The sequence below is a fragment of the Hydrogenophaga laconesensis genome (assembly GCF_031457235.1).
GTDB lineage: Bacteria > Pseudomonadota > Gammaproteobacteria > Burkholderiales > Burkholderiaceae_C > Hydrogenophaga > Hydrogenophaga laconesensis.
On the sequence record NZ_JAVDWE010000014.1, the window covers coordinates 22965 to 49867 of the forward strand.

Consider the following 26903-nt stretch of genomic DNA (forward strand, 5'->3'; position numbering starts at 1 on the left):
CCTGGCAGGATGGTCGGCGGCACCGGTCAAACAATTCAAAATGCAGGAGACATCGATCATGAACCCATCAACCTCCGTCATCGCTGGTGTGCCATCCCCTGGCGCAATTGCCCGCGTGGCCATCGGCGACTTCCTGCGCCGCTCGGCAGCTCGAGACCGCGCCAAGACGGCGTTCGTGCTCGGCGATCAGCGCATGAGCTACGGTGAGCTCGATGAGCGCGTGACCCGCTGCGCCAATGCCTTGCTGGCCGCTGGCTTGGTGCGAGGTGACCGCGTGACCACGCTATGCAATAACTCGCTTGAGTTCCTGGTGGCCATGTTCGGCATCCATCGCGCCGGCCTGATCTGGGTGCCGATCAACACCGGCCTGGGGCTGGATGACGTTCGCTACATCATCGACCACTCTGAGGCGCGCTTCCTGCTTGTGGATGCCGCTCTGCTGGTGCGCCCGGAGTTGCGTGCAGCCATCGAGGCGCAGCCCGGTCGCGGATGGGTGCTGGAAGGCGAGGGGGCTGGGGCTTTCAGCAGCTTCGCTGCAGCGATTGCTGCGCAGTCTGCCACTGAGTCCGAGGTTGAAATTCATGACCGCGACGTAGCCCAGATCATGTACACCAGCGGAACCACCGGCCGCCCTAAGGGGGTGATGCAAAGCCATTTGTCGGTGGTGATGGCAGCGATGAACAACGCGCTTGAGTTGGGGGTGTGGCGCGATGCCGTGAACATTGCCGTGCTGCCCCTCTTTCATTGCGCCCAGCACACGCTGATGTGCGGTGTGCTGGCGGGCGGCGGCACGGTGATTGTGATGCGCGCTTTCGAACCCGCCGCCATGCTCGACGCCATCGAGCGTGAACGGGTGACCTTGCTGGTGGGCTTGCCGCTGATGCACCAGGCCATGCTCGATCATCCCTCGCGCCCGGGGCGAGACCTGTCGAGCCTGCGCATGTGCGTGTACGCCATGGCGCCCATGGCCGAGACCCTGCTGCGCCGCCTGATCGCCGAGTTCTGCCCGAATTACTCATTGGCCACCGGTCAGACCGAGATGTACCCGCTCACCATGGCCTTCCGGCCGGAAGAGCAGCTTAAACGCTTTGGTTCCTACTGGGGCGTCAGTGCATTGATCAACGACACGGCGGTGATGGACGACGCGGGCCAGCTGCTCGGCCCCGGCGAGGTCGGCGAGATCGTGCACCGCGGTCCGAACGTGATGGAGGGCTACTACAAAAATCCCGAAGCCACCGCTGAGGCACGCGCTTTCGGCTGGCACCACACCGGTGACCTAGGCATGTGGGTCGATGGCCAGATGATGTTCAGGGACCGCAAGAAGGACATGATCAAGACCGGCGGCGAAAACGTGCCGTCCATCAAGGTCGAGGCCACGTTGCTGCGCCACCCGGCGGTGGCCAATGTGGCGGCGGTTGGTTTGCCGCACCCGCGCTGGATCGAGGCGGTCACCGCCTTCGTGGTGCTCAAGCCAGGGGCGCAGGCCGACGAGGCCGAGTTGATCAACCACTGCAAGGAGCATCTCGGTGGCTTTGAGGTGCCCAAGGCGATCCGCATCGTCGATGCCTTGCCGATGACCTCCACCGGCAAGATTCAAAAGCATCCGCTGCGTGACAGCTATCGCGCCCTGTACGAGGACATTGAACGATAGGTGTCGGGAAGGTCATGGGGTGTGCAACACACGCCCGCGCCTGTGACCAGGCTGCTTGCAAGGCGTGCTTCGGCTTGCGGTCCTAACTAACCACCGTTCTATCAATATGTTCGCATGACGTTTATCGAAACCAGCCGGTTTCCGGCAGGCGCGGACAGTCGCCCTTGATCCTTGATCCTTGATCCTTGATCCTTGATCCTTGTTCATCCCACCGTCAGAAAGGTTTTCCATGTCCGTCGTTCCTGCCATCTTGCTTGCGGTTGATGCCGACGGCATTGCGACCCTGACCCTCAACCGGCCCGATCAGCTCAATGCCTTCGATCTTGAGATGGTGGATGCTTGGCGCGCAGCACTTGAGCAGGCCGAAGCTGATGAGCGAGTCAAGGTGATCGTGGTCACCGGTGCCGGACGCGCCTTCTGTGCGGGTGGCGACTTCGAGGAAATGGCTAAGTTCAGTGAAATGGACAGCATGGGACGCAAGGATTTTCTGTACCGCCACGTGCATCGCATTGCGCTCACGCTGGAGCGGATGGAAAAACCGGTCATTGCCGCTGTCAACGGCGCTGCGCGAGGCGCTGGCTGCGACATGGCCTTGATGTGCGATATCCGCTTGATGGCCAGCTCGGCCACGCTGGCCGAGAGTTATATCAACATCGGACTGATGGCCGGTGATGCCGGTGCCTGGTACTTGCCGCGCCTGATAGGCACGGCGCGCGCGCTCGAGTTGTTCTGGACCGGTCGCGTGGTGGGGGCGGAAGAGGCCGACCGCATTGGCATGGTCAATCGCGTGGTGCCCGATGCCGAACTGATGACCGCCACCTACGATATGGCGCGCACCATTGCCGCCAAGCCGCAGCAGGCGGTGCGCTTCTTTCGCCGCGCCGTCTACCAAAGCCAGACCATGGCGCTCGCCACACACCTGGACATGGTGTCCTCGCACATGGCGGTGCTCGAAGACACGCCCGAGCATCGCGCCGGCATTGCGGCCTTCCGCACCCGCTCACGCGCCAGCAAGTAGAAAAGGGCGTTGCCGTGCAAGGTATTCTGAGTGGCATCACCGTCGTCGATCTGTCTCGCTTGATAGCCGGGCCTTACGCGGCCATGGTGCTGGCCGACCTGGGCGCCCGCGTCATCAAGGTCGAAGCCATGACAGGCGAGGAGGGGCGGCATTTCGGCCCGCCGTTTTATGGCGACTCCAGCGTCGCTTTCATGACCTGCAACCGGGGCAAAGAGTCGATCGCGCTGGACATACGCACCCCTGCCGGGCGCTCGGTGCTGGAGCGGCTGATTTCAAAAGCCCAGGTTCTGGTGCACAACTTTCGCCCCGACTTTGCCGAGACACATGCGCTGACCTACGACGCGGTGCGGCGCATCAACCCGACGCTGGTGTACTACATGGTCAGCGCCTTCGGTGAGCAGGGCGATTACCGGCTCAGGCCCTCGGTCGACAGCGTGGTGCAGGGCATGACGGGGGCCTTCTACGCCAGCGGGGAAGAGGGCAATCCACCGGTTCGTATCGGCTTGCCGATCATCGATGTGGCGTCCGGCATGTGCGGCGCGTTGGGCGTGCTGGCCGCGGTGATGCATTGGCAGCAGACCGGCCAGGGGCAGCGCGTGGAGTTGTCCCTGGTGGACACCATGTTCAATTTTCTTGCCAGCAAGGTGGGTGAATATGCGGTTGAGCAGCGCGAGCCGGTTCGTGCGGTGAACCTGCCGATTGCTGTGCCGAGCCGTCACTTTCGAGGCTCCGACGGTGCCTGGTTCAGCGTGTCGGTGGTGAATGAAGGTGCGTTCAAGCGGTTTTGCGCCGTCATCGAGCGGCTGGAGTGGCTCACCGATCCGCGTTACCAGCGCAATGCGGTGCGCATTGCCAACCGGCCGGCGCTGCTGGCTGAACTGGAGGCGATTTTCATCACCCGTTCGGCGGCTACCTGGGTGGCAGCCTTCGAGGCCGCCGATATTCCCTGTGGTCCGGTGAACACGGTGTCCGAGGCCATGGCCGACCCGGTGCTGGCCGCCCGTTTCGTGGAGCACCCCGAGATGCCGGGGCTGCCGCTGATCCCTTTTCCGGCGCAGCTGGCTGCAGGCATGCGCAAGATCGGTGAGATGCCGGCGCCTCCTGCGCTGGGGCAGCATACCGGGCAGGTGCTGGGCGAATTGGGCTACGGTGCGCCGGAGATTGCCCAACTGGTGCGCGACGGGGTCGTGCGCCTGCAAGAAACCGCCATGGCAAGCACAGCAGGAGGGAAGCCATGAGCCCGTCTTCCACCGACATCTTGTGGACCCCCCGCGCGGATCGCATCGCGGGTGCCGAGGTGACCCGTTTCCAACAATGGCTGGAACGCGAAAAAGGCCTGCGCTTTGCCGACTACGAGGCCTTGTGGCAATGGTCCGTGGATGACCTGGAGGGCTTCTGGCGCGCCATCGTCGAGTATTTCGAGTTGCCGCTCGACGACTGGAATGGCCCGGTTCTGAGCGATCGCCGGATGCCAGGCGCGCAATGGTTTGTGGGCGCGCGCACCAACTATGCGCGGCAGGTGTTCCGGCACGCCACGGACGCCAGACCGGCCATCGTCTTCCGCAATGAAGCGGGCGAGCGGGCGGACATGTCCTGGCGCACGCTGCAAGACCAGGTGGCGGCGCTGGCCCAGTGGCTGCGCGCGGCGGGCGTGGGGCCGGGCGACCGCGTGGTGGCCTACCTGCCCAATATTCCGCAGACCATCGTGGCTTTTCTGGCCACGGTTTCGGTGGGGGCGGTCTGGTCGGTGTGCTCGCCCGACATGGGGGCGCCCACGGTGCTGGACCGTTTCCGGCAGATCGATCCGAAGGTGTTGATCGCGGTCGATGGCTACCACTGGGGTGGCAAGCGCTTCGACCGGCGCGAAGCCGTGGCCACGCTGCTCGACGGGCTGCCCAGCGTCGAGCGCTGCGTGCTCTTGCCCTGCCTGGAGCGCAGCGCCAGCGCGGACGCGCTGCGCGGTGGCGTGCTCTGGAGCGAGGTGGTCAGCGCCCCGGCTGAACTGCGCATCGAGTCACTGCCTTTCGACCACCCGCTGTGGGTGGTGTATTCGTCGGGCACCACCGGCTTGCCCAAACCCATCGTGCACGGCCATGGCGGCATTGTGCTGGAGCAGGTCAAGCTGATGCGCCTGCACAACGACCTCGGTCCCGAAGACCGCTTCCACTGGTTTTCCACCACCGGCTGGATCATGTGGAACTGCCAGGTGGGCGGTTTGCTGGTGGGGGCGACGGCCTGCCTGTACGACGGCAACCCGGCCTGGCCCGACTACACCACGCTGTGGCGTTTCGCTGGGGAAGTCGGCGTGACGTTTCTGGGTGCCGGTGCGGCGTTTTATGCGGCCTGCCAGAAAGCCGGTGTCGAGCCGCGCGAGGTGGGCGCGCTGGGGCCGCTGCGCACCGTGGGTTCGACCGGCTCGCCACTGTCCCCGGAAAGCTACCAGTGGATTGCCAAGCATGTCGGGCGCGATGTCTGGATCAACCCGATCTCCGGCGGCACCGACTTCGCCGGGGCCTTCGTCGGCGGCGTGCCGACCCTGCCCGTTGTCGTGGGAGAAATGCAGGGGCGCTGCCTTGGGGCGCGCGTCGAGGCCTTCAGCGAGCAGGGCCAGCTGGTCGTGGACGAGGTGGGTGAGTTGGTCTGCACCGCGCCCATGCCGTCCATGCCCCTCTACTTCTGGAACGACCCCGGCAACCGGCGCTATCTGGACAGTTATTTCGACATGTACCCCGGCGTCTGGCGGCATGGCGACTGGCTTCGCATCACACCGCGCGGCGGCGCAATCATCTACGGTCGCAGCGACACCACCATCAACCGCCACGGCGTGCGCATGGGCACGAGCGACATCTACAGCGTGGTCGAGGCGCTGCCCGAAGTGCTCGACAGCCTGGTGGTCGACCTTGAATATCTGGGGCGCGAAAGCTACATGCCGATGTTCGTCGTGCTGCGTCCGGGCGTGGTGCTGGACGCGCCGCTGATCGGGCGCATCCAGAGCGCCATCCGCGCGGCCGCGTCGCCGCGCCATGTGCCGGACGCGGTGTTTGCCGTGGCCGAGGTGCCGCGCACGCTCACCGGCAAGAAGCTCGAACTGCCGATCAAGAAGCTGCTGCTCGGCCAGCCCATCGACAAAGTGGTCAACCGCGATGCACTGACCAACCCCGCCAGCCTGGACTGGTTTCTTGAATTTGCACGCGGGCATGCCACGCAGAGCCGCTGATTTTCCCCAACTTTTTTTCACGAGGAAACACCATGAGCGATCAGGAAGTCATTTACGAAGTCAAGAACTTTGTCGCCACCATCACCATCAACCGACCCAAGACGCTCAACGCGTTCACCGGCGATACGATCAAAGAGATGGAGCGGCTGCTGGCCCAGGCCGGCAATGATCCGAAGGTCGGCGTGATCGTGCTGACCGGTACGGGCGAGCGCGCCTTTTGCGTCGGCGGTGATGTCAACTGGGAAAAGGGCGACAGCAGCGGCAAGAGCGGCCTGCAGGACCTGGAATTCAACTTCAACCGCCAGATCGCCGAATGCCCAAAGCCCGTGATCGCGCGCGTCAACGGCTACGCGATTGGCGCCGGTCACCACATTGCCTATTTCTGTGACTTCACGATTGCCGCCGAGCACGCGATCTTTGGCCAGAACGGCCCGCGCGTCGGTTCACCGGCGGGTGGTTACATCGTCTCGCATTCGGCCAATGTGCTTGGCCACAAGCGTGCGCGCGAGCTGTGGATGCTGTGCCGCCGCTACAGCGCGAAGCAGGCGTTCGACTGGGGTCTGGCCAATTCGGTGGTGCCCATGGCCCAGCTCGACGAAGAAGTGCAGAAGTACTGCGACGAATTGCTGTCGCTGTCGCCGACCTGCCTGAAGATCGTCAAGTGTTCGTTCTACCACCACATGGCCCCGATCATGGGCAAGGACATGAACGACCTGATCCAGGAAGTGGCACCCAACTATTTCAGTACCGGCGAGCAGCAGGAAGGGGCCAGCGCCTTTCTTGAAAAACGCAAGCCCGACTTCAGCAAATTCCGCTAACCGGTAATCTTTGTCCTGCGCGGCTCAGCGGGGAACTTTTAGAGACTGAAAAATGATGAACCAAGAACGTTACCCCGAGTTGCGCGCCGCCCTGCGCGATCTTTTCAAACGCTTCCCCGACGAGTACTTTCGCAAGATTGACGATGCCCGTGCTTACCCCGAGGCGTGTGTGGACGCGCTGACCAGGGCCGGCTGGCTGGCGGTGATGATTCCGCAGGAGTACGGCGGAGCTGGCTTGGGTCTGGCCGAAGCCTCGGTGGTGATGGAAGAGGTCAACCGCTGCGGCGGCAATGCCGGCGCCTGTCACGGCCAGATGTACAACATGGGCACCTTGCTGCGCCATGGCTCGGATGAGCAGAAGCGCCTCTACCTGCCCAAAATTGCCAGCGGCGATCTGCGCCTGCAGTCCATGGGCGTGACCGAGCCAACCACAGGCACCGACACCACCAAAATCAAGACCACCGCGGTCAAGCAGGGCGACCGCTATGTGGTCAATGGCCAGAAGGTCTGGATCTCGCGGATTCAGCACTCCGACCTCATGATTTTGCTGGCACGCACCACCCCGCTCAAAGATGTGAAGCGCAAGTCAGAGGGCATGTCGATCTTCATCGTTGACCTGCACCAGGCCATTGGCCAGGGCATGACGGTGAACCCGATCCGCAACATGGTTAACCACGAGACCAATGAGCTGTTTTTTGACAACCTCGAAATCCCGGCCGAGAACCTGATCGGCGAGGAGGGCAAAGGTTTCAAGTACATCCTGGACGGACTGAACGCTGAGCGCACGCTGATTGCCGCCGAGTGCATTGGCGACGCCCGCTGGTTCGTCGAGCGCAGCGCCCGCTATGCCAGTGAGCGCCGCGTGTTTGACCGCCCGATCGGGCAGAACCAGGGCGTGCAATTTCCCCTGGCCGAGGCACACATCGAGACCGAGGCCGCTGACCTGATGCGCTGGCGTGCCTGCGAGCTGTTTGACGCCCACCAACCGTGTGGCGCAGAGGCCAATATGGCCAAGTACCTGGCCGCCAAAGCCTCCTGGGAGGCGGCCAACACCGCCATTCAGACCCATGGCGGCTTTGGTTTCGCCTGCGAATACGACATCGAGCGCAAGTTCCGCGAAACCCGGCTGTACCAGGTGGCGCCGATCTCCACCAACCTGATCCTGAGCTACGTGGCCGAACACGTGCTGGATCTGCCCCGTTCATTCTGAAAGAAATTGCCATGCGTCCATTGGAAGGAATGCTGATCGTTACGCTGGAGCACGCGATTGCCGCGCCGTTCTGCACCCGCCAACTGGCCGACCTCGGCGCGCGCGTCATCAAGGTCGAGCGCCCGGGTGAGGGCGACTTCGCCCGCGCCTACGACAGCCGGGCCCACGGCTCGGCTTCCCACTTCGTCTGGTGCAACCGCTCCAAGGAAAGCCTGACGCTCGACCTCAAGCACCCAGATGCCCGCGCCGTGCTGCAAAAGCTGGTGGAGCGCGCCGACGTGCTGGTGCAGAATCTGGCGCCCGGTGCTGCCGCGCGCATGGGACTGGACCACGCCAGCCTGGCGCCGGTCAATCCGCGCATCGTGGTGTGCGACATCTCGGGCTACGGCGACGGCGGCCCCTACACCGAGAAAAAAGCCTATGACCTGCTGATCCAGAGCGAGGCCGGTTTTGTCTCCGTCACGGGCACGCCCGAACAGCCCTCCAAGGCCGGCCTGTCGATTGCCGACATCGCCGCCGGCATGTACGCTTACAGCAGCGTGCTGGCCGCCTTGCTGGAGCGTGGGCGCACCGGGCGCGGCCAGCGGCTCGAAATCTCGATGCTCGAAGCCATGTCCGAATGGATGGGCTTCCCGCTCTATTACACGCTGGACGGCCAGCCGCCGCCGCCGCGTGCCGGCGCCTCGCACGCCGCCATTTACCCCTACGGCCCCTTTGCCTGCGGCGACGGCAAGCAAGTGGTGCTGGCGGTGCAGCACGACCGCGAATGGGCCACCTTCTGCAACCAGGTGTTGCAATTGCCCGAGCTGACCGCACAGTACCTGGGCAACGCCAACCGGCTGGCCCAGCGCGAGAAACTGCGCGGCATCATCGAAGGCGTCTGCGCCACCCTGACCGCGGCGCAACTGGTGGCGCGGCTGGATGCGGCGCAAATCGCCAATGGCCAGCTCAACGAGATGGCCGACCTGTGGAAGCACCCGCAACTCGCGGCGCGCGGGCGCTGGACCGAGATCGGCTCGCCCGGCGGCACGTTGCCGGCGCTGTACCCGCCGCACCACGTCAATGGCAGCGAGCCGCCGCCGCCCATGGGGCCGGTGCCTGCGCTGGGCCAGCACACCGAAGCCATCCTGACCGAGCTCGGCTACGGCGAGACTGACATTGCCCGGCTGCGTGCGGACAAAGCCATCTGACTGCGAGATCGATGCCATGACCCTGGATACAAACCCGAGCGCGACGCTGGCTGCCTTTGCCGCCGATCTGTCATTCGACACCATTCCGGCGCCGGTGCTGCGCCGCACCGAAGACCTGTTCCTCGACTGGTACGCCTCCGCGCTGGCGGGCAAGGGCGCCCGGCCGGTCGAGGCCATCGAAGCCTATGCCCGCACCATGGGGCCGGACTCGGGCCGCGCCGAGGTGCTGATCTCGCGCCGCACCACCTCGCCCCATTTCGCCGCGATGGTCAACGCGGCCGCCTCGCACTTCGCCGAGCAGGATGACGTCCACAACGGCTCGGTGTTTCATCCCGCGGCCGTCGTGTTCCCGGTGGCGCTGGCCATCGCGCAGGACATCGGTGCCAGCGGCCGCGAGTTCCTGGCCGCCGTGGTGGCGGGCTATGAAGTCGGCATTCGTGTGGGCGAGTTCCTGGGCCGCTCGCACTACCGCATCTTTCACACCACGGCCACCGCCGGCACGCTGGCCGCCGCCGCAGCGGCCGGACGGCTGCTCAAGCTCGATGCCGCCACCATGCTGCATGCCTTCGGCAGCGCCGGCACACAAGCCGCCGGACTGTGGGAGTTTTTGCGCGACGCCGCCGACTCCAAGCAGCTGCACACCGCGCACGCGGCATCCTGCGGTCTGACCTCGGCCTACCTGGCGCGAAGCGGTTTTACCGGCGCGCGCCAGATTCTGGAAGGCGCGCAGGGCATGGCCGCGGGCATGTCGAGCGACGCCGATCCGGCGCGCCTGACCGACCGCCTGGGCCAGCGCTGGGCCACGGCGGAAACCTCGTTCAAATACCACGCCTCGTGCCGCCACACCCACCCCAGCGCCGATGCGCTGCTGACGCTGATGCAGACGCACGGCGTGAAAGCCGACGACATCGAAAGCGTCACCACCCAGGTGCACCAGGGCGCCATCGACGTGCTGGGCCGCGTCACCGTGCCGGCCACCGTGCACCAGGCCAAGTTCTCGATGGGCACGGTGCTGGCGCTGGCGGCCGAATACGGCTTTGCCGGGCTGAATGAATTTGAAGCGCATTACCTCGCGCCGCGCGTGGCCGCCTTGCGCGACCGCGTGACCATGCAGCTCGACGCCGAGGTCGATCAGGCCTACCCGCAGCGCTGGATCGGCAAGGTGACGGTGACGACGCGCGATGGCCGCAGCTTGAGCGCGCGGGTCGATGAGCCCAAAGGCGACCCCGGCAACACACTGACGCGCGCCGAGATCGAAGACAAGGCGCAGCGCCTGGCAGCCTACGGCAAGGGGGCTACGCCTGCCGAGGTTCAGGCGCTGATCGCGCGCGTCTGGGCGGTGGCCGAGGCGCCGCGCATGGACCGCTGGTTGGAGGCACGCGCATGACAGCCCATACCTCTGGCCCAAAGGCTTTGCTGCATGCCTATCTTTTTGTGCCCGCCGACCGGCCCGAGCGCATTGCCAAGGCGCGCGCCAGCGGTGCCGACGCGGTGATTGTTGACCTGGAAGACGCAGTGGCCCCCGAGGCCAAAGTGCGCACGCGCGAGGCGCTGGCGGCGCTGCTGGACGAGGCCGCGCCGCTGGTGGTGCGCATCAACGCCGCCGGCACGCCCTGGTTTGACGATGACCTGGAACTGTGCCGCCACCCCGGCGTGGCCGCCATCATGCTGCCCAAGGCCGAAGGCATCGACGCCGTTTGCACCGTGGTCGAGACCACCTACCAGGACGTGCTGCCCATCATCGAGTCGGCGCGCGGCCTGCATGAGATGGACTGCATCGCACGCGTGCCGGGCGTGATCCGGCTGGCCTTTGGCAGCGTCGATCTGGCGCTGGATCTGGGCATTGAGTGTGCGCCCGATGGCACGGAAATCGAGCTGCTGGCCTTCCGCTCCCAACTGGTGCTGGCTTCGCGGCTGGCCGGGCTGGCGGCGCCGGTGGATGGTGTCAGCACCGCCATCGACGACCTGCAACGCTTGCAGGCCGACACCGAACGCTCACGTCGACTCGGCTTTGGTGCCAAGCTGTGCATCCACCCGAAGCAGCTGGCCACCGTCCAGGCGGTGTTCACGCCGAGCCCTGAACGGCTTGACTGGGCGCGCCGCGTCTGCAAAGCATTTGAAACGGCGGGTGGTTCCGCCGTGGCCGTGGACGGCCAGATGGTCGACCTGCCGGTGGTGCAGCGCGCGCGCGCCGTGCTGCGCGACGCGGGTCTGAGCGCCTGATTTTTTAACCCACTCCAATCGACTGGAATTCCTTATGACTCGCAAAGCCAAACCCATCCGCTCCGACATTGCCTGGAGTACCCCCGACCGCATCGAGGTGCACGGCAAGAGTCTGCCTGACGAAATCCTCGGCCATCTCAACCTGGGTGATATGGCCTTCTTGCAGATCGTCGGGCGCATGCCAACGCAGCAGGAGTCCAACGTCTTCAACGCCATCGCGGTGACGCTGGTCGAGCACGGCATCACGCCCAGTGCGCTGGTCGCGCGACTGACCTACGCCGGTGCGCCCGAGTCGTTGCAGGCCGCAGTGGCGGCCGGATTGTGCGGCCTGGGCAGCGTGTTCGTCGGCAGCACCGAAGGCACCGCCAAAATGCTCTACGAGGCCCTGCCACCCGGAACGAAAGGGGCTGACCTGGAGCGCATCGCCATCGACACCGTGGCAGCCTTTCGTGCCCGCGGCCAGATCATCCCCGGCCTGGGACATCCGCTGCACAAGCCGGTCGATCCGCGCGCCCCGCGCCTGTTCCAGATCGCCAAGGACAATGGCTTTTCCGGCGACTACATCCGGCTCGAACAACTGATCTGCGCCGAGGCCGAGCGCGTCGCTGGCAAGTCGCTTCCCGTCAACGCGACCGGCGCCATCGGCGCCATCAGCTGCGAGCTCGGGCTACCATGGAAAATTGTGCGCGGCATCGGCGTCCTGGCGCGTGCCATAGGGCTGGTGGGACACATCCTGGAAGAGAGCAAGAACCCGATGGCGGTCGAGATCTGGCAGCGGGTCGAAGACGAGGCCACCCAGCACATCAGACCACAAGGCGCCTGAAGCGCTGTGGCTGGCCTTGCAGGCACGATGCGCCCGCGTCGACCTATCGATTGAATTTTGCTGGACACCACTGGAGTATTGCGCAATGAATGACACGATCCTGAGAGAAGAACCCATCCACTGGGTGCAATCACCCCCGCAGCCTGCCGAGGCATCGAGCGTGGGAACCTTGTCGGTCGAGGCCCGCCAGCAGGCCTGGCCGGTGGCCGAGGTGCAGGCCCTGCTGGACCTGTCATTCCCTGAGCTGATGCACCGCGCGCAGACCGTGCACCGCGAGCACCACGACCCCACCGAGATGGAGCTGGCCACGCTGCTGTCCATCAAGACCGGCGGCTGCCCGGAGGACTGCGGCTACTGCCCGCAGTCGGTGCACTACGAGACCGGCGTGCCCGCCACCAAGATGATGACGTCCGAGGAAGTGCGCGAGGCCGTGCTCGGCGCCAAGGCGGCCGGCGCCTCGCGCTTCTGCATGGGTGCCGCCTGGCGAGCGCCCAACGACCGCGACCTGGAAAAGGTCGAGGAGTTGGTGCGCGTGATCAAGGACGAGGGCCTGGAGGCCTGCTGCACCCTGGGCATGCTCACGGGCGACCAGGCGCAACGCCTCAAGGGTGCTGGTCTGGACTACTACAACCACAACCTGGACACCGCGCCCGAGCTGTACGGCGACATCATCACCACCCGCGACTACCAGGACCGGCTGGACACGCTGGGCCACGTGCGCGGGGCCGGCATCCACGTCTGCAGCGGCGGCATCGTGGGCATGGGCGAGTCCCGCGCCGGGCGCGCCGGCCTGATCGCGCAACTGGCCAACCTGGCACCGTACCCCGAGTCGGTGCCGATCAACCACCTGGTCAAGGTGCCCGGCACGCCGCTGGCCGACGAGCCCGACCTCGACCCGCTGGAGTTCGTGCGCACCGTGGCGGTGGCCCGCATCACCATGCCCAGGGCCAAGGTGCGCCTGTCGGCCGGGCGCCGGCAGATGGACGAATCGACCCAGGTGCTGTGCTTCCTGGCCGGCGCCAACTCCATCTTCTACGGTGACAAGCTGCTGGTGACCGGCAATCCCGACGTGGAAGCCGACCAGGACCTGCTGGCCCGCACGGGCATGCACACCACGCGGGCGCACGCCTGACCTTGGCCCTGTCGATGGCCGAGGCTCCCTCCGTTCAAGCAAATCCCCTATGTTCCGCACCCTGCTGAAATCCAAAATCCACCGCGCCATCGTCACCCACTGCGAGCTGCACTACGAAGGCTCTTGCGGCATCGACGAAGACCTGCTGGAGGCGAGCAACATCCGCCCCAACGAACAGGTTCACATCTGGAACGTCAACAACGGCGAACGGTTCATCACCTACGCCATCAGGTCGCCGCGCGGCAGCGGCATCATTTCGCTCAACGGCTCGGCCGCCCGGCGCGCCAGCGTGGGCGACCTGGTGATCATCGCGGCCTTCGGCATGGTGCACGAAGACAAGCTCGACGAGGCCGTGCCCCAGCTGGTGTTCCCCGACGCTGCCAACCGCATCGTCGAGATCCGCAGCGAGCCCGCAGGTCCGCAGGCCGGCGACCCGGTCATCCTGCCCCTGGGCGCCGAGCTTTGACGCAGCCCGTGTCGGCCAACGCCGTGGCGCCAGCGCAGCCCTGGTGGGTCAACCTGTTCGGCCACAACCACCCCACGATCCGCGCCGCGCTGATCGACCAGCTGCACACACTGGGCCACGTGATGCTTGCAGGCTTCACCCACGGGCAAGTGGTTGAACTCTCCGAACGCCTGGCCGCGCGCACCGGCCTTGGCCACGCCTTCTACGGCAGCGACGGTGCTAGTGCCACGGAGTTCGCGCTGAAGATGAGCGCCCACCACTGGCGCAATGCGGGCCGGGCAGGCAAGTGCCGGTTTGTCAGTGTCGCCGGGGGCTACCACGGAGAGACGGTGGGCGCGCTGGCCGTGACCGACATCGCGCTGTTCCGTGAAGCCTACGCGCCGCTGGTGCGCATGGCCGCCACCGTGCCCAGCCCCGACGCCAGGCAGGCCGCGCCCGGCGACACCCCGGCCGACGTGGCCGAGGGGGCCGCCGCCTCACTGGGCGACTGGCTGGCCGAACACGCGCACGAGACCGCTGCGGTGATCATCGAGCCGCTGATCCAGTGCGCCGCCGGCAAGGCCATGCACGACCCGCTGTACCTGAAATGTGAAACGCGCGCGTGAGCTTTGCGACCGGCACCAGGTGCACCTGGTGCTCGACGAAATCGCGGTCGGCTTCGGCCGCACCGGCACACTGTTCGCGCACGAGCAGGCGGGCATCCGCCCCGACTTTCTCTGCCTCTCCAAGGGCCTGACCGGCGGCACGCTGCCACTGTCGGTGGTGCTCACCACCGACGCGGTCTATGCCGCCTTCTACGACGACGAGGTGGCGCGCGGCTTCCTGCATTCGCACAGCTACACCTGCAACCCGCTGGCCTGCCGCGCCGCGCTGGCCACGCTGGACCTCTTCGCGCAGACCGACGCGCTGCGCCAGAACCTGGGCACCAGCGAGCGGCTGGCCGCGCAGTTCGCGCCGATCTCCAAGCACCCGCGTGTGCGCTTCGATCGACGCAAGGGCATGGTCTTCGCGTGGCACGTGCTCAGCACGCCTGCCCGACTTCGGCCGCCGCTATGCCTGCCGCGCGCTGGCGCAGGGGCTGCTGCTGCACCCCATCGGCCACACGATCTACGCCATCTTATCGACGATGCCCTGGTGCGACAGTAGTGGTCACGCCACCTCCAAATCCACCATCGCCTCGATGCACAGGTTGCGTTCGTACAGCAGCAACGCGCGGATCGCGCGCAGCCTGACCGCCAGGCACGAGGCGTCGGGAGCAAAAGCCAGCTCTTCGGTCAGCGCCGAGGTGCTGTCTGCCAGGGCCTCACGATGCCGCCCCGCCTTGAACAGCAAGGCGGAAAAGATCACCCGCACCCACATGTGGCCGAAAGGCGAAGGAGCCTCCCCGAACTTCACTTGCACCTCGCGCAAGGACTGGGGGGCCACGGTGAAACGTCAATTGCATTTGTGCGCATAGGCCAGAACCGTTTGTGCGGCGCCATAGTGGAATGGGTCCTGATCTTGTGGTCCTGCCGGCCACTGGCGCACAAAGACCTGGCATAGCGGCGCAAAAAAGCATCATGGGACGACGACGTTGTCCAAGGGCCTGCAACAACGCCAGCAAGCCGCTCTCGACCACCGCCGCCGCGTCAATGGCCCCCATCGCGACCGGCTCCGACGGGCCTCCGATCGCATTCAACAAGGAGCGAACAAAGAACACCTGGTCGCGCCAGGAAGCATCGAGTCCCACCCACACGGGGTCTGCGTCTTTGCAAGCGCGAAACCATCCGCCCATCAATGTCGTCTTGCCATAGCCGACCGGCGCAACGATGGCCACGATCCGTTCATGCATGGACAAGGGCGCAATCGCCCGCCGCGCCACTGTGGCCGTCGTCAGGTCAGGAGGAGCCCCCTCGACTGCCGCCTGGGAGGACGGCGCAGCAACAAGCTGCGGCCACCGAAATCCCGCGTTGGGTTGGGTCATGTCCTCAGACACTCAGAAGGCGCACGACGACGCTGCCTCACGCTGGAGGTCCGGCCGCCCGGAATCGCGGCAGCGACACACCACCACCGACGGGTTCGCAAACCAACTCGACAGCCATGTCGAAAGTGACTGCTGAAGGGTCTGCGCCGATGAAGGAGCTGATCATCCGCGGACCTTCTTCGAGTTCGACCAGCAGCACCGCATAGGGCGTGTCCTGTTTGAAAGCCGGGCCGGGCGCCCGGTGAACCACGCTGAACGAATGCACCTTGGCGCGACCGCTGGCGGCCCGGTGCTCTAGGCGCTCGCTACCGCACTCACGGCAGATCGCCTGTTGGTAGAGCTGCACGTGGCCGCACGCTGGGCAGTGCTGCAGCAGCAGCTTGCCCTCCTGAATGCCGCGCCAATAGATGTCCGAATCTGCATCTGGCATCGGCTGTGGCTTGAGGTGGGCGTCTTTGAGGTTGATCACAGCGTGGCCTCCGTTCCCAGGATGGTGGTGGCGTTGGTCGCAAAACCGGCGCCCAGGCTGTGCACCAGGCCAAGTTCAGCGCCCGCGACCTGGCGTTCACCGCAGCTTCCGCGCAGCTGGTTGACGACCTCGTAGAAATGAAACAGCGAACCCGGCATGCCCGAGTGCGCAAACGACAGCAGGCCTCCATGGGTGTTGCAGGGGATGGCGCCGCCGTAGGTGATCTGCCCGTCTTCGACGAAGCGCCCACCTTCGCCCTTGGGGCAGAAGCCGAGGTCCTCCAGCATCATGATCACCGTGCCGGTGAAGCAGTCATAGATCCCGGCCACGTCGATGTCCTTGGGCCCGCAGCCGGCCATGGCGTAGGCCTTGGCGCTCGACTGCACCGCGCCCGTGGTGGTCAGCGAGGGCATCAAGAAGATGTGCTCGTGCGTGTAGCATTCGCCGCCGCCGAGGATGTAGATGGGCTTGGCAATTCCCAGCGCCCTGGCGCGCTCGGTCGAGGTGACGATGAAAGCTGCTGCGCCGTCGGAGATGAGCGAGCAGTCGAGCTTGTGGTAGGGCGTTGTCACCCAGCCGGAATTCAGCACGTCATCGACGCTCAGCGGATCGGTCATCTGCGCCCCCGGCGTGCGGCGTGCGTGTTCGCGGTGGATCACCGCCACCTTGGCAAATTGCTCGGAGGTGGTGCCGAACTCCTTCATGTGGCGATGCGCTGTCATGGCGAAGGTGTTGGCCACGGGAATGCCGAATGGCATTTCGTATTGCTGGTCCCGGCTTTCGGTCATCGAGCGCAGGGCCAGGTCGGGCGACAGACCAGTCAGCAAGCTGTCGCCGCCCACCACCAGAACGGTCTCGGCCAGGCCGCCAGCAATGGCGGCGGCGGCGATGTTGAACAGGGTGGCCGCCGTGGCGCCGGAGACCTGCATCGTGTTGGAGAACGTCGGCTGGATGCCGAGGTACTCACTGAAGGCTACGCTGAATCGGTGAAACGGCGAGGCGAAGGCGGAGCTGGAAAGCACGCCATCGACCTCGTGCTTGCCGATGCCGGCATCGGCAAGCGCCTTGCCTGCTGCGTCGGCGGCCAGCGCGAGCGCGCTCTTGCCCGGCACGCGGCCGACGGCCGAAATGCCGGCGCCGATGATCGCGGTTTCACCGCGGAGACTGCGCGGCGATGAGTTCGTTTGAGGGGTCATGATTGAGTGTCCAGAGTTGGAGGTCACGCCCCCGAAGCATGCACGCGTTGTCGCAATTGCGCCTTCAAAATTTTCCCCACCGGGTTGCGCGGGATGATGTCAAGGTACTCAATATGCTCGGGCAGCTTGTAGACCGCCACGCCAATTTGTTTCAAGTGGTCAACGATATCTTCCAGCGTCGGCAGCCGGGCCTTGTCCTTGGGCACGACGTAGATACAGGTCTTCTCGCCCATGATTTCGTCGGGCACCGCCACCGCTGCTACCTCTTGCACACCGGGGTGGGTGAGTACCAGGTTCTCGACCTCGGCGGCGCTTATATTGAAACCACCACGAATGATGATGTCCTTCTTGCGGTCAAAAAAGCCGATGTGGCGTTCATCGCGCACGATGAAAAAATCACCGGTACGAAAGAAACCGTCGGCCGTGAACGAATTCTGCGCGAGGTCTGGCCGCCGGTAGTAGCCGGCAAACACGTTGGGTCCGCGATAGACCAACTCGCCCACCTCGCCTGGCCGCGTGCATTCTTGGTCTTGCTCGTCAAGCAGCTTGGCTTGTACGCCTTCCATTGTCGACGGCCATTCAAGTCCCGGCTTGCCCCACCAGGGAAAATGTTCCGATCGCATAGCGAAGTCCGGCACGTCAACCGGGCCGCCAACCAAGCCTGTGCCCTCGGTCTGCCCCCACAGGTTGCAGATCTCGATGTTCCAGCGGCGCTTGAACTCCTCCATGCTCCAGCGCGAGGGCGGCGCTGAGCCTGTGGCGATTGAGCGGATGGATGACAAATCGAGGCTGTCGACATTGGGCAGCTTGAGGATCATGTTCAGGATTGCAGGCACCAGAATCGTGAACTGAACCTTTTCCGTGAGTATTTGCTTGAGGAACAGTTCGACATTGAGCGGATGGTGCAGCAGCAGCGTGCCACGCGCTGCCAGCCAGCTCAGCCAAGCCACGGCACCCGTCATGTTGACCATCGGTGCTGGTGCCAGTACACGGTCACCCTCTTGAATGCCCGCCGTATTGGGCACCAGCCGCATCTGGTAAAGCCAGTTGTTGTGCGACATCGGACAGCCCTTGGCATGTGATTCAGTACCCGAGGACCAGCACAGGCTGAAAATATCGTTGGCACTGACGCTGACAGCGTCCAGCAGGGCCTGGTCTGGTGCCTGTGCGGCCAAAGCGGTGACGTCTTCAATCGCCACGGTGGCGTAGCCTAGCTTGGCAGCCATCGAAATGTGGTCGAAGCCCTTGAAATTTTTTACGCCGATGTAGAGCTGCGCCTGACTGGCCTCTGCGACGTTGCGCAACTCGGTTTCGCGCCACTGCATGGCCACCGGAGACAGCACGCCTCCGGCGCGGGACACAGCAAAGTACAACGCAATCAACTCCCAGACATTGGGTAACTGCGCAACCACAACATCGTCTTTTTTAAGTCCACGGCGAATCAGCCCGGTGGCAATCGCGTCGACGGCTTTGCCGAACTCGCTCCAAGTTACCGAGGTGGCGGGCGTGCCGATGAGCGCCTCACGGTCTGGTGTATCGACGATGGCCACTCGTTGCGGAACATCGACAACATGTGCCGCAACCACATCAAGCAGGGTGCGGCCCCCCCAAAGTTTGGCGGCAGTGTAGTGTTCAATCGTAGAAGGCGAATGCAGGATCATGAGTAGTTTCTTCAGAAAATTTTGATTAAATCAACGAAAAGCTTTGGTCAGCTCTGGGGATCGAAACCATGGAAGCTGGCAAACGCCTCCACATCGGTTCGTTCGGTAATGAAGGCATTCTCCGGGGCCGACAGATCCTCGTGCCCGAGGGCGATGCCGCAGGCGAGGATTTCGTGGTCACTGATCGGCAACTGGGCGCGCGCCACCTTGTGGAACCAGGCAAACGCGGCCTGCGCACAGGTGTGCAGTCCCTGCGCGCGCGCGGCCACCAGAATGTTCTGGATGAACATGCCCAGGTCCATGAAGCTGCCAGTGTTCAAACGGCGGTCGAGCGTGACGAGCAGCCCCACCGGCGCGTCGAAGAACGTGTAGTTGCGCAGCATCTGGCGCTCGCGTGCCGCCGCGTCGTCGCGGGCGATGCCCAGGCTGGCATACAAACCGAAACCGCAGCGACGCCGGCGCTCCAGATAAGGCTCGACCCAGGTCGTGGGGTAATACGCGTACTCGGGCTGATGCCGGTCAGGCTCGTGCGTGGCCGCCTCAATGAAGGCATCACACAGGCGCTGCCGGGCCTCACCCGCCACCGCATACACCTTCCACGGCTGCACGTTGTTGCCACTCGGGGCACGCGCCGCCACGCTCAGAATGTGCTGCACCACCGAGGAAGGAACGGAGGCAGGTAGAAACCGCCTGACCGATTTTCGGCTGCGAATCGCTTCGTCGACATGCACGGATAGACCGCCTTTCTGACTACGTAGAGCTGCGGAGAAGAAACGACGCGGTGAGACTGCACCGCTGGACTCCAATACGACGTTCGGATAGGATTGCCACATGAATTCTACCAAACAACCGTTTGATTGGGCGCCTTCCCCTGAACTGATGGCGCAGTCCAACCTGACCGCTTTTTTGCACAAAGTGGGCGAGTCCGACTTCGAAAACTTGAGTGCCCGTGCCGACGCCGATCCGGCCTGGCTGATGCAAGAGGTGTTCGAGTTCTGCGACTTCCGCTTCTACCAGCCCTACACGCAGATGCTTGACACCTCGCGCGGCATCGAATGGGCACGCTGGTGCATCGGCGGCACCACCAACATCGTGCTGAACTGCCTGGAACGGCACCGCGGAACGCCGGTGTGGGACCAGCCTTTCCTGGTGTGGGAGGGCGAAGACCCGAAAAACCGCAAGTCCTTGAGCTACCGCGAATTTGACGCCGAAGTCTGCCGCCTGGCCGGAGCGCTGCAGTCGCTGGGCATCGGCCAGGGCGACCGGGTCGGCCTGTACCTGCCCAATCTGCCGGAGACCTTTGTCGCATTCTTTGCCGTACTGAAAATTGGCGCCGTGTTGATGCCGCTGTTCTCCGGCTTCGGGCCGCAGCCCATTGTCGCCCGCCTGAACGACGGCGAGGCCAAGGCGGTGCTGACGGTGGACGGCACCTGGCGGCGCGGCACGCCCGGCGTAATGAAGTCGGTGCTGGACGAAGCACTTGCCGAGGTGCCCAGCGTGCAGCACGTGGTGGTGCTGCGCCACCTGGGCGACGCCGCCCCCTGCCCGATGACGCCGGGACGCGACCACGACTGGGCCAGCCTGGTCGCCGGCCAGCCTCACGACATGCCGACCGCCGAGATGGCCGCCGACGCGCCCGCCGTGCTGCTCTACACCTCTGGCACCACCGGCAAGCCCAAGGGCTGCGTCTGGACGCACGTCGGCTTCCTGGGCTCGATGGTCACGCGCGACATGCACATCTGTGCCGATTTCAAGTCGAGCGACCGTTTCTTCTTCATGAGCGACATGGGCTGGATGGTGGGCGCCATGTGCGCCTGCATTCCGAGCTATTTCGGCGGCAGCCTGCTGGTGGCCGAAGGCACGCCCGACTTCCCCGACACGGGCCGCTTCTGGCGCCTGGTGCAAGATCACAAAGTCACCTACCTGGGTGTCGCGCCCACGCTGATCCGCAGCCTGATGCGCTACGGCGACGAAGAAGTCCAGCGCTACGACTTGTCTTCGCTGCGCATCACCTGCTCCGGCGGCGAGGCCTGGACCGAGGCGCCCTGGCGCTGGTTCTTCAAGCACATCTGCAAAGAGAAATTGCCGTTCCTCAACATCGTCGGCGGCACCGAGGTGGGCGGCTGCAACTTCACCGGCACCCTGCACCATCCCTTGCGGCCAGGCTCGTTCGGCGCGCGCGGGCTCGGCGCCGGGGTTGACATCGTCGATGAAAGCGGCGAGCCGGTCGGCGCGGGCCAGGTCGGCGAGCTGGTGCTGCGCAACCCCAACATCGGCTTCACCAAGAGCCTGTGGCGCGACGACGAACGCTACCTCGACAGCTACTGGCGCACCATTGCGGGCGTCTGGGTGCATGGCGACTTTGCGATGCGCGATGCGGACGGCCTGTTCTACATCCTCGGACGCAGCGACGACACGATTAAGGTCTCAGGCAAGCGCACCGGCCCGTCGGAGATCGAAACCCTGCTCACCGGCACCGGCAAGGTGTCAGAGGCGGCGGTGATCGGCGTGCCCGACGAGATCAAGGGCTCGGCCATCGTCTGCGTCTGCGTGCCGATGCCCGGCGTGGCGGCGGACGCGGCGCTGAAGGCCGAACTGTCGCAGGCGGTCGTCCATGGCATGGGCGCCTCCTACCGCCCCCGGCAGGTGCTGCTGGTCAGCGACCTGCCCAAGACGCGCAACATGAAGATCATGCGCCGCGTGGTGCGGGCGTTGTACAAGGGCGACAGTCCGGGCGACTTGTCGTCGCTGGTCAACCCGGAAACGGTGGCCGAGCTGCAGGGCAAACTTGCAAAAGCTTGAGCCTGGTTGTGCGCCATATCCTGCCCTGACGGGCAGGATGTGGCCCCGGATTTTTCACGCATCTGACGATGTCGCCGCAGTATGCGACGCCGTCAGCAAATCGCAAACCACCTGCAGTTCCTCGTCGTCACGCGGCCCATAGACCATCACGATGTTCCCGGGCAGGTCATATTGACCCGCCAGCGGATGCAACTCCGCCCAGCCGTTTTCGATGACCTGGGGAACGATCTCGGGCGGCAAGGTCATGTGCAGACTGCCGTCACTGGGCGGGTGGATGTGGGCGAACTCCTTGCCGAACATGAAGGCGCCGAAGGACTGGCATCCGCATCGCGGTAAATAAAAGGCACGCGCTCCGGGAACAGACACCTGGCTCGGAACAACTTCCACGCTGCCCAGGGACTGCCCCCTCTCGAAAACCAGCTCTTGCAGTTCTACCGGCGCATTCTGTTCAAGCTGCGTGTGCGGGTCGCTTGGCGTCGTTTGTGGGCGAGCGCCACGGCGCTGATGGCTGAGATAACTTGTCATGCGGTTCTCCGTCTTCGCACTTCATCGTTTGTTGCTGTACACCTGCCGCGAGGGTAACCGGCAACACCCCTCCGGCGACAAGCGCCTACCGGCCCAGCAAGCCACCGCCACTCAGACCCCGCCTTCCTGGCCGAACCTGAAGCTGGAGACGGTGACGCCGCCAAAGAAGCCTTCCTCGTGGTACACGCACACGGTTTCATCATGCCCGGCGGCACCCACCGCCACCATCAGGGGCAGCAGATGGTCTTCTTGCGGATGGGCCACGCGGGCGGCCGGCGCGTCTTGCCAGTCGATCAGCCGCTGCTCACGCTGGTGCGGCTCGGTGGTGATCAAGGTCTGCTGCAGCCAGTCGTCGAATTGCATTGACGGCCCTGCGGCGGACGGCCCCACGCGGCGCGTGTTGTCGTAGCTCAGCCCGCTGCCGACGATCAGCACGCCCTGCTCGCGCAGCGGCGCCAGGGCACGGCCGACGGCCAAATGCTCTGCCGGGTCATAGCCCGCGCGCAGTGACAGTTGCACGACCGGCACATCGGCCAGCGGGTACATCACCACCAGCGGCGCGAAGCTGCCGTGATCGAACCCGCGCTGGGCATCGAGCCGCGCCGAGAACCCTGCGCTCTGGATCAACTGCCGCGCCTGCTCGGCCAGCGCTGGCAGGCCCGGAGCCAGGTACTGGACATGGTAGGTATGCTCGGGGAAGCCAGCGTAGTCGTAAACCATGGGAGGCCGTTCGGCGGCCATCACGGTGAACTCGCGCTCCTCCCAATGGGCGGAGATCACGAGCACCGCCTTCGGTCGCTCGCCGAGCTGGCGCGGCATGTCCCGCAGGGACTGCGCCAGACGGTCGTACATGCCGTTGGACTGCGCCATCATGTATCGCCAGGGCCCACCGCCGTGTGAGATGAAGTAGGTCGGCAATCGCTCCGTTGTCACGGGCATGGTCCGCTCTTACAGAGCTTTATGCGTGCCGTCGCAAAGCGCGCCGTTCTTGCTTTGCTTGCAGCCGCAAAAATAGACAGTCTTGCTTTCGTCGGCGCTGTAGTTGGTCGGCACGAACTCGCCGCCCTTGTGGCTGCCGTCGCAGAACGGCTGCGATTTGCTGAGACCGCAGGCACACCAGTAGTAGTCCTTGCCTTTTTCCACGTCGATTGCGAACGGCGTGGTGGCGGCGATATGCGGCTTACTCATGTTGAGCTCCTGAGGATGATTAAGAAGTGATACGGCATTGGTTGAAGGCATCAACGAAAGCGCGGCTGATGGGCAGCCTCTTTGAGACTGGATGTCTACCCGACTGACCATGAGGAATAGCTTAATGTTTAATTTTGGTTAATCAATAGCTGTATTATTAAAACATCATTTCCTCACAAGAAACCATAAATGGATCGTCTGACCAGCCTTCGCGTTTTCAGGGAAGTGGTCGAGGCTGGCAGCTTTTCCCGCGCCGCGGCGCGCCTCACCATGTCCGCTCCGATGGCCAGCAAGCATGTCGCCCAGCTCGAACGAGACCTCGGTGCGAGGTTGCTGCACAGGACCAGCCGCAAGCTCAGCCTGACGGAGGCCGGCGCGATGTACTACGCACAATGCCGCGAGGCGCTCGACACGCTGCAGGCTGCCGAAGCGGCGCTTCGGCAAAGCGCGCAGGCACCACGCGGACAATTGAAAATCAGCGCGCCCGTCTGGTGTGCAAACCGGCATTTCGCCAGCGTACTGGCGGCCTACCGCAACACCTATCCGGAGGTGCTGGTCGACATGCGACTGGAGAACCGCAAGATCGACCTGGTCGCCGACGGCTACGACCTCGCGCTGCGCGCCACGCGCGAACTGTCCCCGGCGCTGATTGCACGGCCGATTTGTCCCGTGCAGTTCCACCTGGTCGCAACCCCGGCTTACCTGAAGCGCGAAGGCTCTCCGCGCAGACCCTCCGATCTGGTCAGGTGCAGCGCCGTGGTACCCAACTACGTGAACCTCGATGGCCTCGAAATGCAGGGACCTGCCGGCAAGGCGCGGATCAAGCTGAATGCGGTGATGCGCTCGGACGACAGCACGCTCACCTATCACGCGATGCACGCCGGCATGGGCATGGCGTTCCTCCCCGAATGGACGGTCGACGACGATCTGGCCGCGGGCTGCCTCGCGCGCGTGCTGCCGACCTACACGGTGCCCCCTTTCACGCTGTATGCGGTTTACACGAATCGGCAGTACGTGACACCCAAGCTGAGAACCTTCATCGACTTCTTCAGTGAAGCGCTTGGCGGGGGCAAGTCGTTAGCGCAACAGCCGGATCGATGAACCGAAACTGTTGCAAGCCCCGGGTGTCGATCACTTCGCCGCTGATCGTGGGCACAAAAGCGGCGGCTAAACAGACCGCACAAAATCAACGATGGACACATCGGCAGAAAGCACGCGCTGGCCGATCAACACATTCCAGTGCGCCTCCGAGCCATGCGCCATGCGCCACTCGTGCAGGCGCCGGGTCAGCAATTGCAGGTCGTATTCTTCCGCAATACCGATAGCGCCGTGCAGTGCATGCGCGATGGAGGCGACCAGAACCGCCGCCTCACTGGTGCGGGACTTGGCCATCGCTGCGGCGAGCAGGGACGGTGCCGCAGCGTCGGTGTGGAAGGCCGCTTCGGCTGCCATCGAGGCAGCAGCCACATGTTCGGCCATGACGCTCAACTGGTGCTGCACCGCCTGGAACTTGCCCAGGGTTTTGCCGAACTGGATGCGGTCATTGCAGTGTTTCAGTGTCATTTCGAACACACGGGTCATGGCCCCGCTGAGCACGGCGGCGTGCAAGGCCGCCGCGAACGTCGGCAGCAGCGGGCCAGCGCCGGGCACGTGCGTCGCGACGCGCGCATCGGACCAGCGCAGGGTGGCCGTCAGGCTCCCGTGCACGCCGCTTGCTTCACGCTGCGCCGCTGCGCAGTGCAGCAGCAACAAGGCATCACCATCTTGGGCCAGCACGAAATCCGCCAGCATGCCGTAAGGTGTGAAAGAGCACACGATAGCGCCACCGGCCTCGCGCCGCAACGCAGCGCCCAGCGTAATCATGCCGCTGGGCATCGCAAACTGCGACCCCAGCAGCGCTCGCGCCACAATCGTCTGCGCCACCGGCACCGGCACCGTGTAGCGGCCGAAGCTGCACAGTATCGGGAACAGATCGGCCAGCGGGAGGCCGGCACCGCCAGCGTCCTCGGACGCCAGCAGTTCGAGGAAGCCGGCACCTTGCAGCGCCTGCCACAGCTTAAGCGGCGAGCCGCCCGCTTCAATCGCGCGCACCACGGCGGGCGTGCACTGGTCCTGGAGGATATCTTCAATCGCTTGTGCAAACATGGAATGCTTTCTTTTTCAGCGCAGACCCAGACCGCGCGCGATCATGCCGCGCAGGATCTCGCGCGTGCCGCCGCGCAGGGAATAGGTGGGCGCCATCTGGCTCACATAAGCCACGGCGCGGTACAACTCGGCATCGACCAGGGCGTCCGGGTCCATGGCGAGGGCGGCTTCGATCACAGAGGGAATGCTCTGCTCGAATTCGGTGCCAATGTCCTTGACCAGGGCCGCTTCGACCAACGGGCTGTCCCCGTTGACGAGCTTGGCCGTGACGGCGATCGACATGTTGCGCAGCGTGGCCAGGTGCGTGGCGAAACGCCCGATGGTGGCGGCATGGACCGAGACCGCCGGTGTCTTGCGCAGGCAGGTGATCCAGTGCTCCAGCAGCACGATGCTGGAGTACACCCGCTCCGGGCCGCTGCGCTCGAAGGCCAGTTCGGCATTGACTTGCGCCCAGCCGCTGCCTTCATGGCCGATCAACGCGTCGTCGGTCAGCAGCACGTTGTCGAAGAACACTTCGGAAAAATGTGCATCACCCGCCAGGTCACGGATCGGGCGCACCGTCACGCCGGGCAATGCCAGATCGACAATGAACTGCGACAAGCCTTTTTGCCGGTCCTGCGGCTCGCCCGACGAGCGCACCAGCGCGATCATGTAGTGGCAGTGCTGCGCGTTGGTGGTCCATATCTTGCGGCCGTTCAGCCGCCAGCCGCTTGAACCGTCAATTTGGCAGCGCGTGGCCCGCGTGCCGACGCTGGCGAGGTCGGAGCCTGCATTGGGCTCACTCATGCCGATGCAGAAAAACGCCTCGGCGGCGCAGATTTTCGGCAGGTAGAACTGGCGTTGCGCCTCCGTGCCGAACTTGAGGATCAAGGGCCCGCTCTGGCGGTCGGCGATCCAGTGCGCGGAAACCGGGGCGCCGGCGGCCAGCAGTTCTTCCACCAGCACGAAGCGCGAGAAGGCGTCCAGGCTGGCGCCACCGTATTGCGCCGGCAAGGTCACGCCGACCCAGCCCCGTGCGGCCAGCTTCTTGCTGAAAGCGGCATTGAAACCCATCCATGAACGGGCCCGGATGTCGGCGGGCATTGGCTCAAAACTGGATTGGAGAAAGGCCTTCACCTCGGCGCGAAATGAATTCGTCCTGGCGGGCAGGGCGGCGAACCGGAAAGCGGACAGCAGGTTGTTCAAGAAATTTTCCTCCGAGGGGTT

24 protein-coding genes and 1 pseudogene are annotated in these 26903 nt (G+C 64.7%); 15 read left to right on the forward strand and 10 right to left on the reverse strand.

What is annotated here, in order from left to right; genetic code table 11:
• Positions 1-58 precede the first annotated feature (58 nt).
• From J2X09_RS20700 to J2X09_RS20760, 13 genes and pseudogenes are all read left to right on the forward strand, one after another.
• Entirely contained in the window at positions 59-1651 is a 1593-nt protein-coding gene (locus J2X09_RS20700; RefSeq protein ID WP_246330766.1) for an AMP-binding protein, read from the forward strand.
• Between the two features lie 229 nt (positions 1652-1880).
• A complete protein-coding gene (locus J2X09_RS20705) occupies positions 1881-2669 on the forward strand; it encodes an enoyl-CoA hydratase/isomerase family protein (RefSeq protein WP_008905383.1) in 789 nt (262 codons plus the stop codon).
• A 14-nt stretch (positions 2670-2683) separates the two neighbouring features.
• Positions 2684-3907, forward strand: a complete 1224-nt coding sequence (locus J2X09_RS20710) for a CaiB/BaiF CoA transferase family protein (protein ID WP_085942575.1) — start codon at positions 2684-2686, stop codon at positions 3905-3907.
• Positions 3904-5886, forward strand: coding sequence for an acetoacetate--CoA ligase (locus J2X09_RS20715; protein WP_204734823.1), 1983 nt, complete (start codon positions 3904-3906; stop codon positions 5884-5886). The genes J2X09_RS20710 and J2X09_RS20715 overlap by 4 nt, the downstream gene beginning before the upstream one ends.
• Before the next feature lie 32 nt (positions 5887-5918).
• Complete coding sequence (locus J2X09_RS20720; RefSeq protein ID WP_008905386.1) at positions 5919-6704, forward strand: enoyl-CoA hydratase-related protein; 786 nt, start codon at positions 5919-5921, stop codon at positions 6702-6704.
• Between the two features lie 52 nt (positions 6705-6756).
• Positions 6757-7914: an acyl-CoA dehydrogenase family protein gene (locus J2X09_RS20725; protein ID WP_008905387.1), complete on the forward strand. Its 1158-nt coding sequence runs from the start codon at positions 6757-6759 to the stop codon at positions 7912-7914.
• A 29-nt stretch (positions 7915-7943) separates the two neighbouring features.
• Complete coding sequence (locus J2X09_RS20730; RefSeq protein WP_127806081.1) at positions 7944-9104, forward strand: CaiB/BaiF CoA transferase family protein; 1161 nt, start codon at positions 7944-7946, stop codon at positions 9102-9104.
• Between the two features lie 16 nt (positions 9105-9120).
• Complete coding sequence (locus J2X09_RS20735; RefSeq protein ID WP_008905389.1) at positions 9121-10491, forward strand: MmgE/PrpD family protein; 1371 nt, start codon at positions 9121-9123, stop codon at positions 10489-10491.
• Positions 10488-11327 carry an HpcH/HpaI aldolase/citrate lyase family protein gene (locus J2X09_RS20740; protein ID WP_204734822.1) on the forward strand — a complete coding sequence of 280 codons (840 nt, stop codon included), beginning with the start codon at positions 10488-10490 and terminating at the stop codon, positions 11325-11327. The genes J2X09_RS20735 and J2X09_RS20740 overlap by 4 nt, the downstream gene beginning before the upstream one ends.
• A 34-nt stretch (positions 11328-11361) precedes the next feature.
• Positions 11362-12150: a citryl-CoA lyase gene (locus J2X09_RS20745; protein ID WP_008905391.1), complete on the forward strand. Its 789-nt coding sequence runs from the start codon at positions 11362-11364 to the stop codon at positions 12148-12150.
• Positions 12151-12235: 85 nt separating this feature from the next.
• The gene (gene bioB, locus J2X09_RS20750) at positions 12236-13282 is read left to right on the forward strand and encodes a biotin synthase BioB (protein WP_310309208.1); all 1047 of its coding nucleotides are present in this window, start codon (positions 12236-12238) and stop codon (positions 13280-13282) included.
• Positions 13283-13331: 49 nt separating this feature from the next.
• Entirely contained in the window at positions 13332-13748 is a 417-nt protein-coding gene (panD, locus tag J2X09_RS20755) for an aspartate 1-decarboxylase (protein ID WP_008905393.1), read from the forward strand.
• A 41-nt stretch (positions 13749-13789) separates the two neighbouring features.
• Positions 13790-14865 (forward strand): annotated as a pseudogene (locus J2X09_RS20760) (aminotransferase class III-fold pyridoxal phosphate-dependent enzyme); the annotation flags it as partial.
• A 32-nt stretch (positions 14866-14897) separates the two neighbouring features.
• Here the strand turns inward: J2X09_RS20760 and J2X09_RS20765 are convergent.
• The 5 genes from J2X09_RS20765 to J2X09_RS20785 form a co-directional block, all read right to left on the reverse strand.
• Entirely contained in the window at positions 14898-15173 is a 276-nt protein-coding gene (locus J2X09_RS20765; RefSeq protein ID WP_008905394.1) for a hypothetical protein, read from the reverse strand.
• Positions 15174-15748: 575 nt separating this feature from the next.
• A complete protein-coding gene (locus J2X09_RS20770; RefSeq protein ID WP_008905395.1) occupies positions 15749-16180 on the reverse strand; it encodes a Zn-ribbon domain-containing OB-fold protein in 432 nt (143 codons plus the stop codon).
• The gene (locus tag J2X09_RS20775; protein ID WP_008905396.1) at positions 16177-17376 is read right to left on the reverse strand and encodes a thiolase C-terminal domain-containing protein; all 1200 of its coding nucleotides are present in this window, start codon (positions 17374-17376) and stop codon (positions 16177-16179) included. Before J2X09_RS20775 ends, J2X09_RS20770 begins: the two co-directional genes overlap by 4 nt.
• A gap of 23 nt (positions 17377-17399) precedes the next feature.
• Positions 17400-19037, reverse strand: a complete 1638-nt coding sequence (locus J2X09_RS20780) for a class I adenylate-forming enzyme family protein (RefSeq protein ID WP_204734821.1) — start codon at positions 19035-19037, stop codon at positions 17400-17402.
• Positions 19038-19084: 47 nt separating this feature from the next.
• Complete coding sequence (locus J2X09_RS20785) at positions 19085-19870, reverse strand: nitroreductase (protein ID WP_164868400.1); 786 nt, start codon at positions 19868-19870, stop codon at positions 19085-19087.
• On the opposite strand from J2X09_RS20785, the gene J2X09_RS20790 reads away from it, so the two are divergent.
• Entirely contained in the window at positions 19869-21839 is a 1971-nt protein-coding gene (locus J2X09_RS20790; RefSeq protein ID WP_008905399.1) for an AMP-binding protein, read from the forward strand. The two genes, J2X09_RS20785 and J2X09_RS20790, sit on opposite strands and share 2 nt — an antisense overlap.
• 54 nt (positions 21840-21893) lie before the next feature.
• On the opposite strand, the gene J2X09_RS20795 is transcribed toward J2X09_RS20790, so the two are convergent.
• The 3 genes from J2X09_RS20795 to J2X09_RS20805 form a co-directional block, all read right to left on the reverse strand.
• Positions 21894-22364: a luciferase domain-containing protein gene (locus J2X09_RS20795; RefSeq protein ID WP_204734820.1), complete on the reverse strand. Its 471-nt coding sequence runs from the start codon at positions 22362-22364 to the stop codon at positions 21894-21896.
• A 111-nt stretch (positions 22365-22475) separates the two neighbouring features.
• Positions 22476-23303: a DODA-type extradiol aromatic ring-opening family dioxygenase gene (locus J2X09_RS20800; RefSeq protein WP_204734819.1), complete on the reverse strand. Its 828-nt coding sequence runs from the start codon at positions 23301-23303 to the stop codon at positions 22476-22478.
• Between the two features lie 9 nt (positions 23304-23312).
• A complete protein-coding gene (locus tag J2X09_RS20805; RefSeq protein ID WP_008905402.1) occupies positions 23313-23552 on the reverse strand; it encodes a CDGSH iron-sulfur domain-containing protein in 240 nt (79 codons plus the stop codon).
• Positions 23553-23741: 189 nt separating this feature from the next.
• Between J2X09_RS20805 and J2X09_RS20810 the strand changes: the two genes are divergently transcribed.
• A complete protein-coding gene (locus J2X09_RS20810) occupies positions 23742-24653 on the forward strand; it encodes a LysR family transcriptional regulator (protein ID WP_008905403.1) in 912 nt (303 codons plus the stop codon).
• Positions 24654-24719: 66 nt separating this feature from the next.
• Here the strand turns inward: J2X09_RS20810 and J2X09_RS20815 are convergent, their stop codons facing one another.
• Positions 24720-25697 carry an acyl-CoA dehydrogenase family protein gene (locus J2X09_RS20815; protein WP_008905404.1) on the reverse strand — a complete coding sequence of 326 codons (978 nt, stop codon included), beginning with the start codon at positions 25695-25697 and terminating at the stop codon, positions 24720-24722.
• A gap of 15 nt (positions 25698-25712) precedes the next feature.
• Complete coding sequence (locus J2X09_RS20820) at positions 25713-26882, reverse strand: acyl-CoA dehydrogenase family protein (protein ID WP_182118894.1); 1170 nt, start codon at positions 26880-26882, stop codon at positions 25713-25715.
• Between the last annotated feature and the right edge of the window lie 21 nt (positions 26883-26903).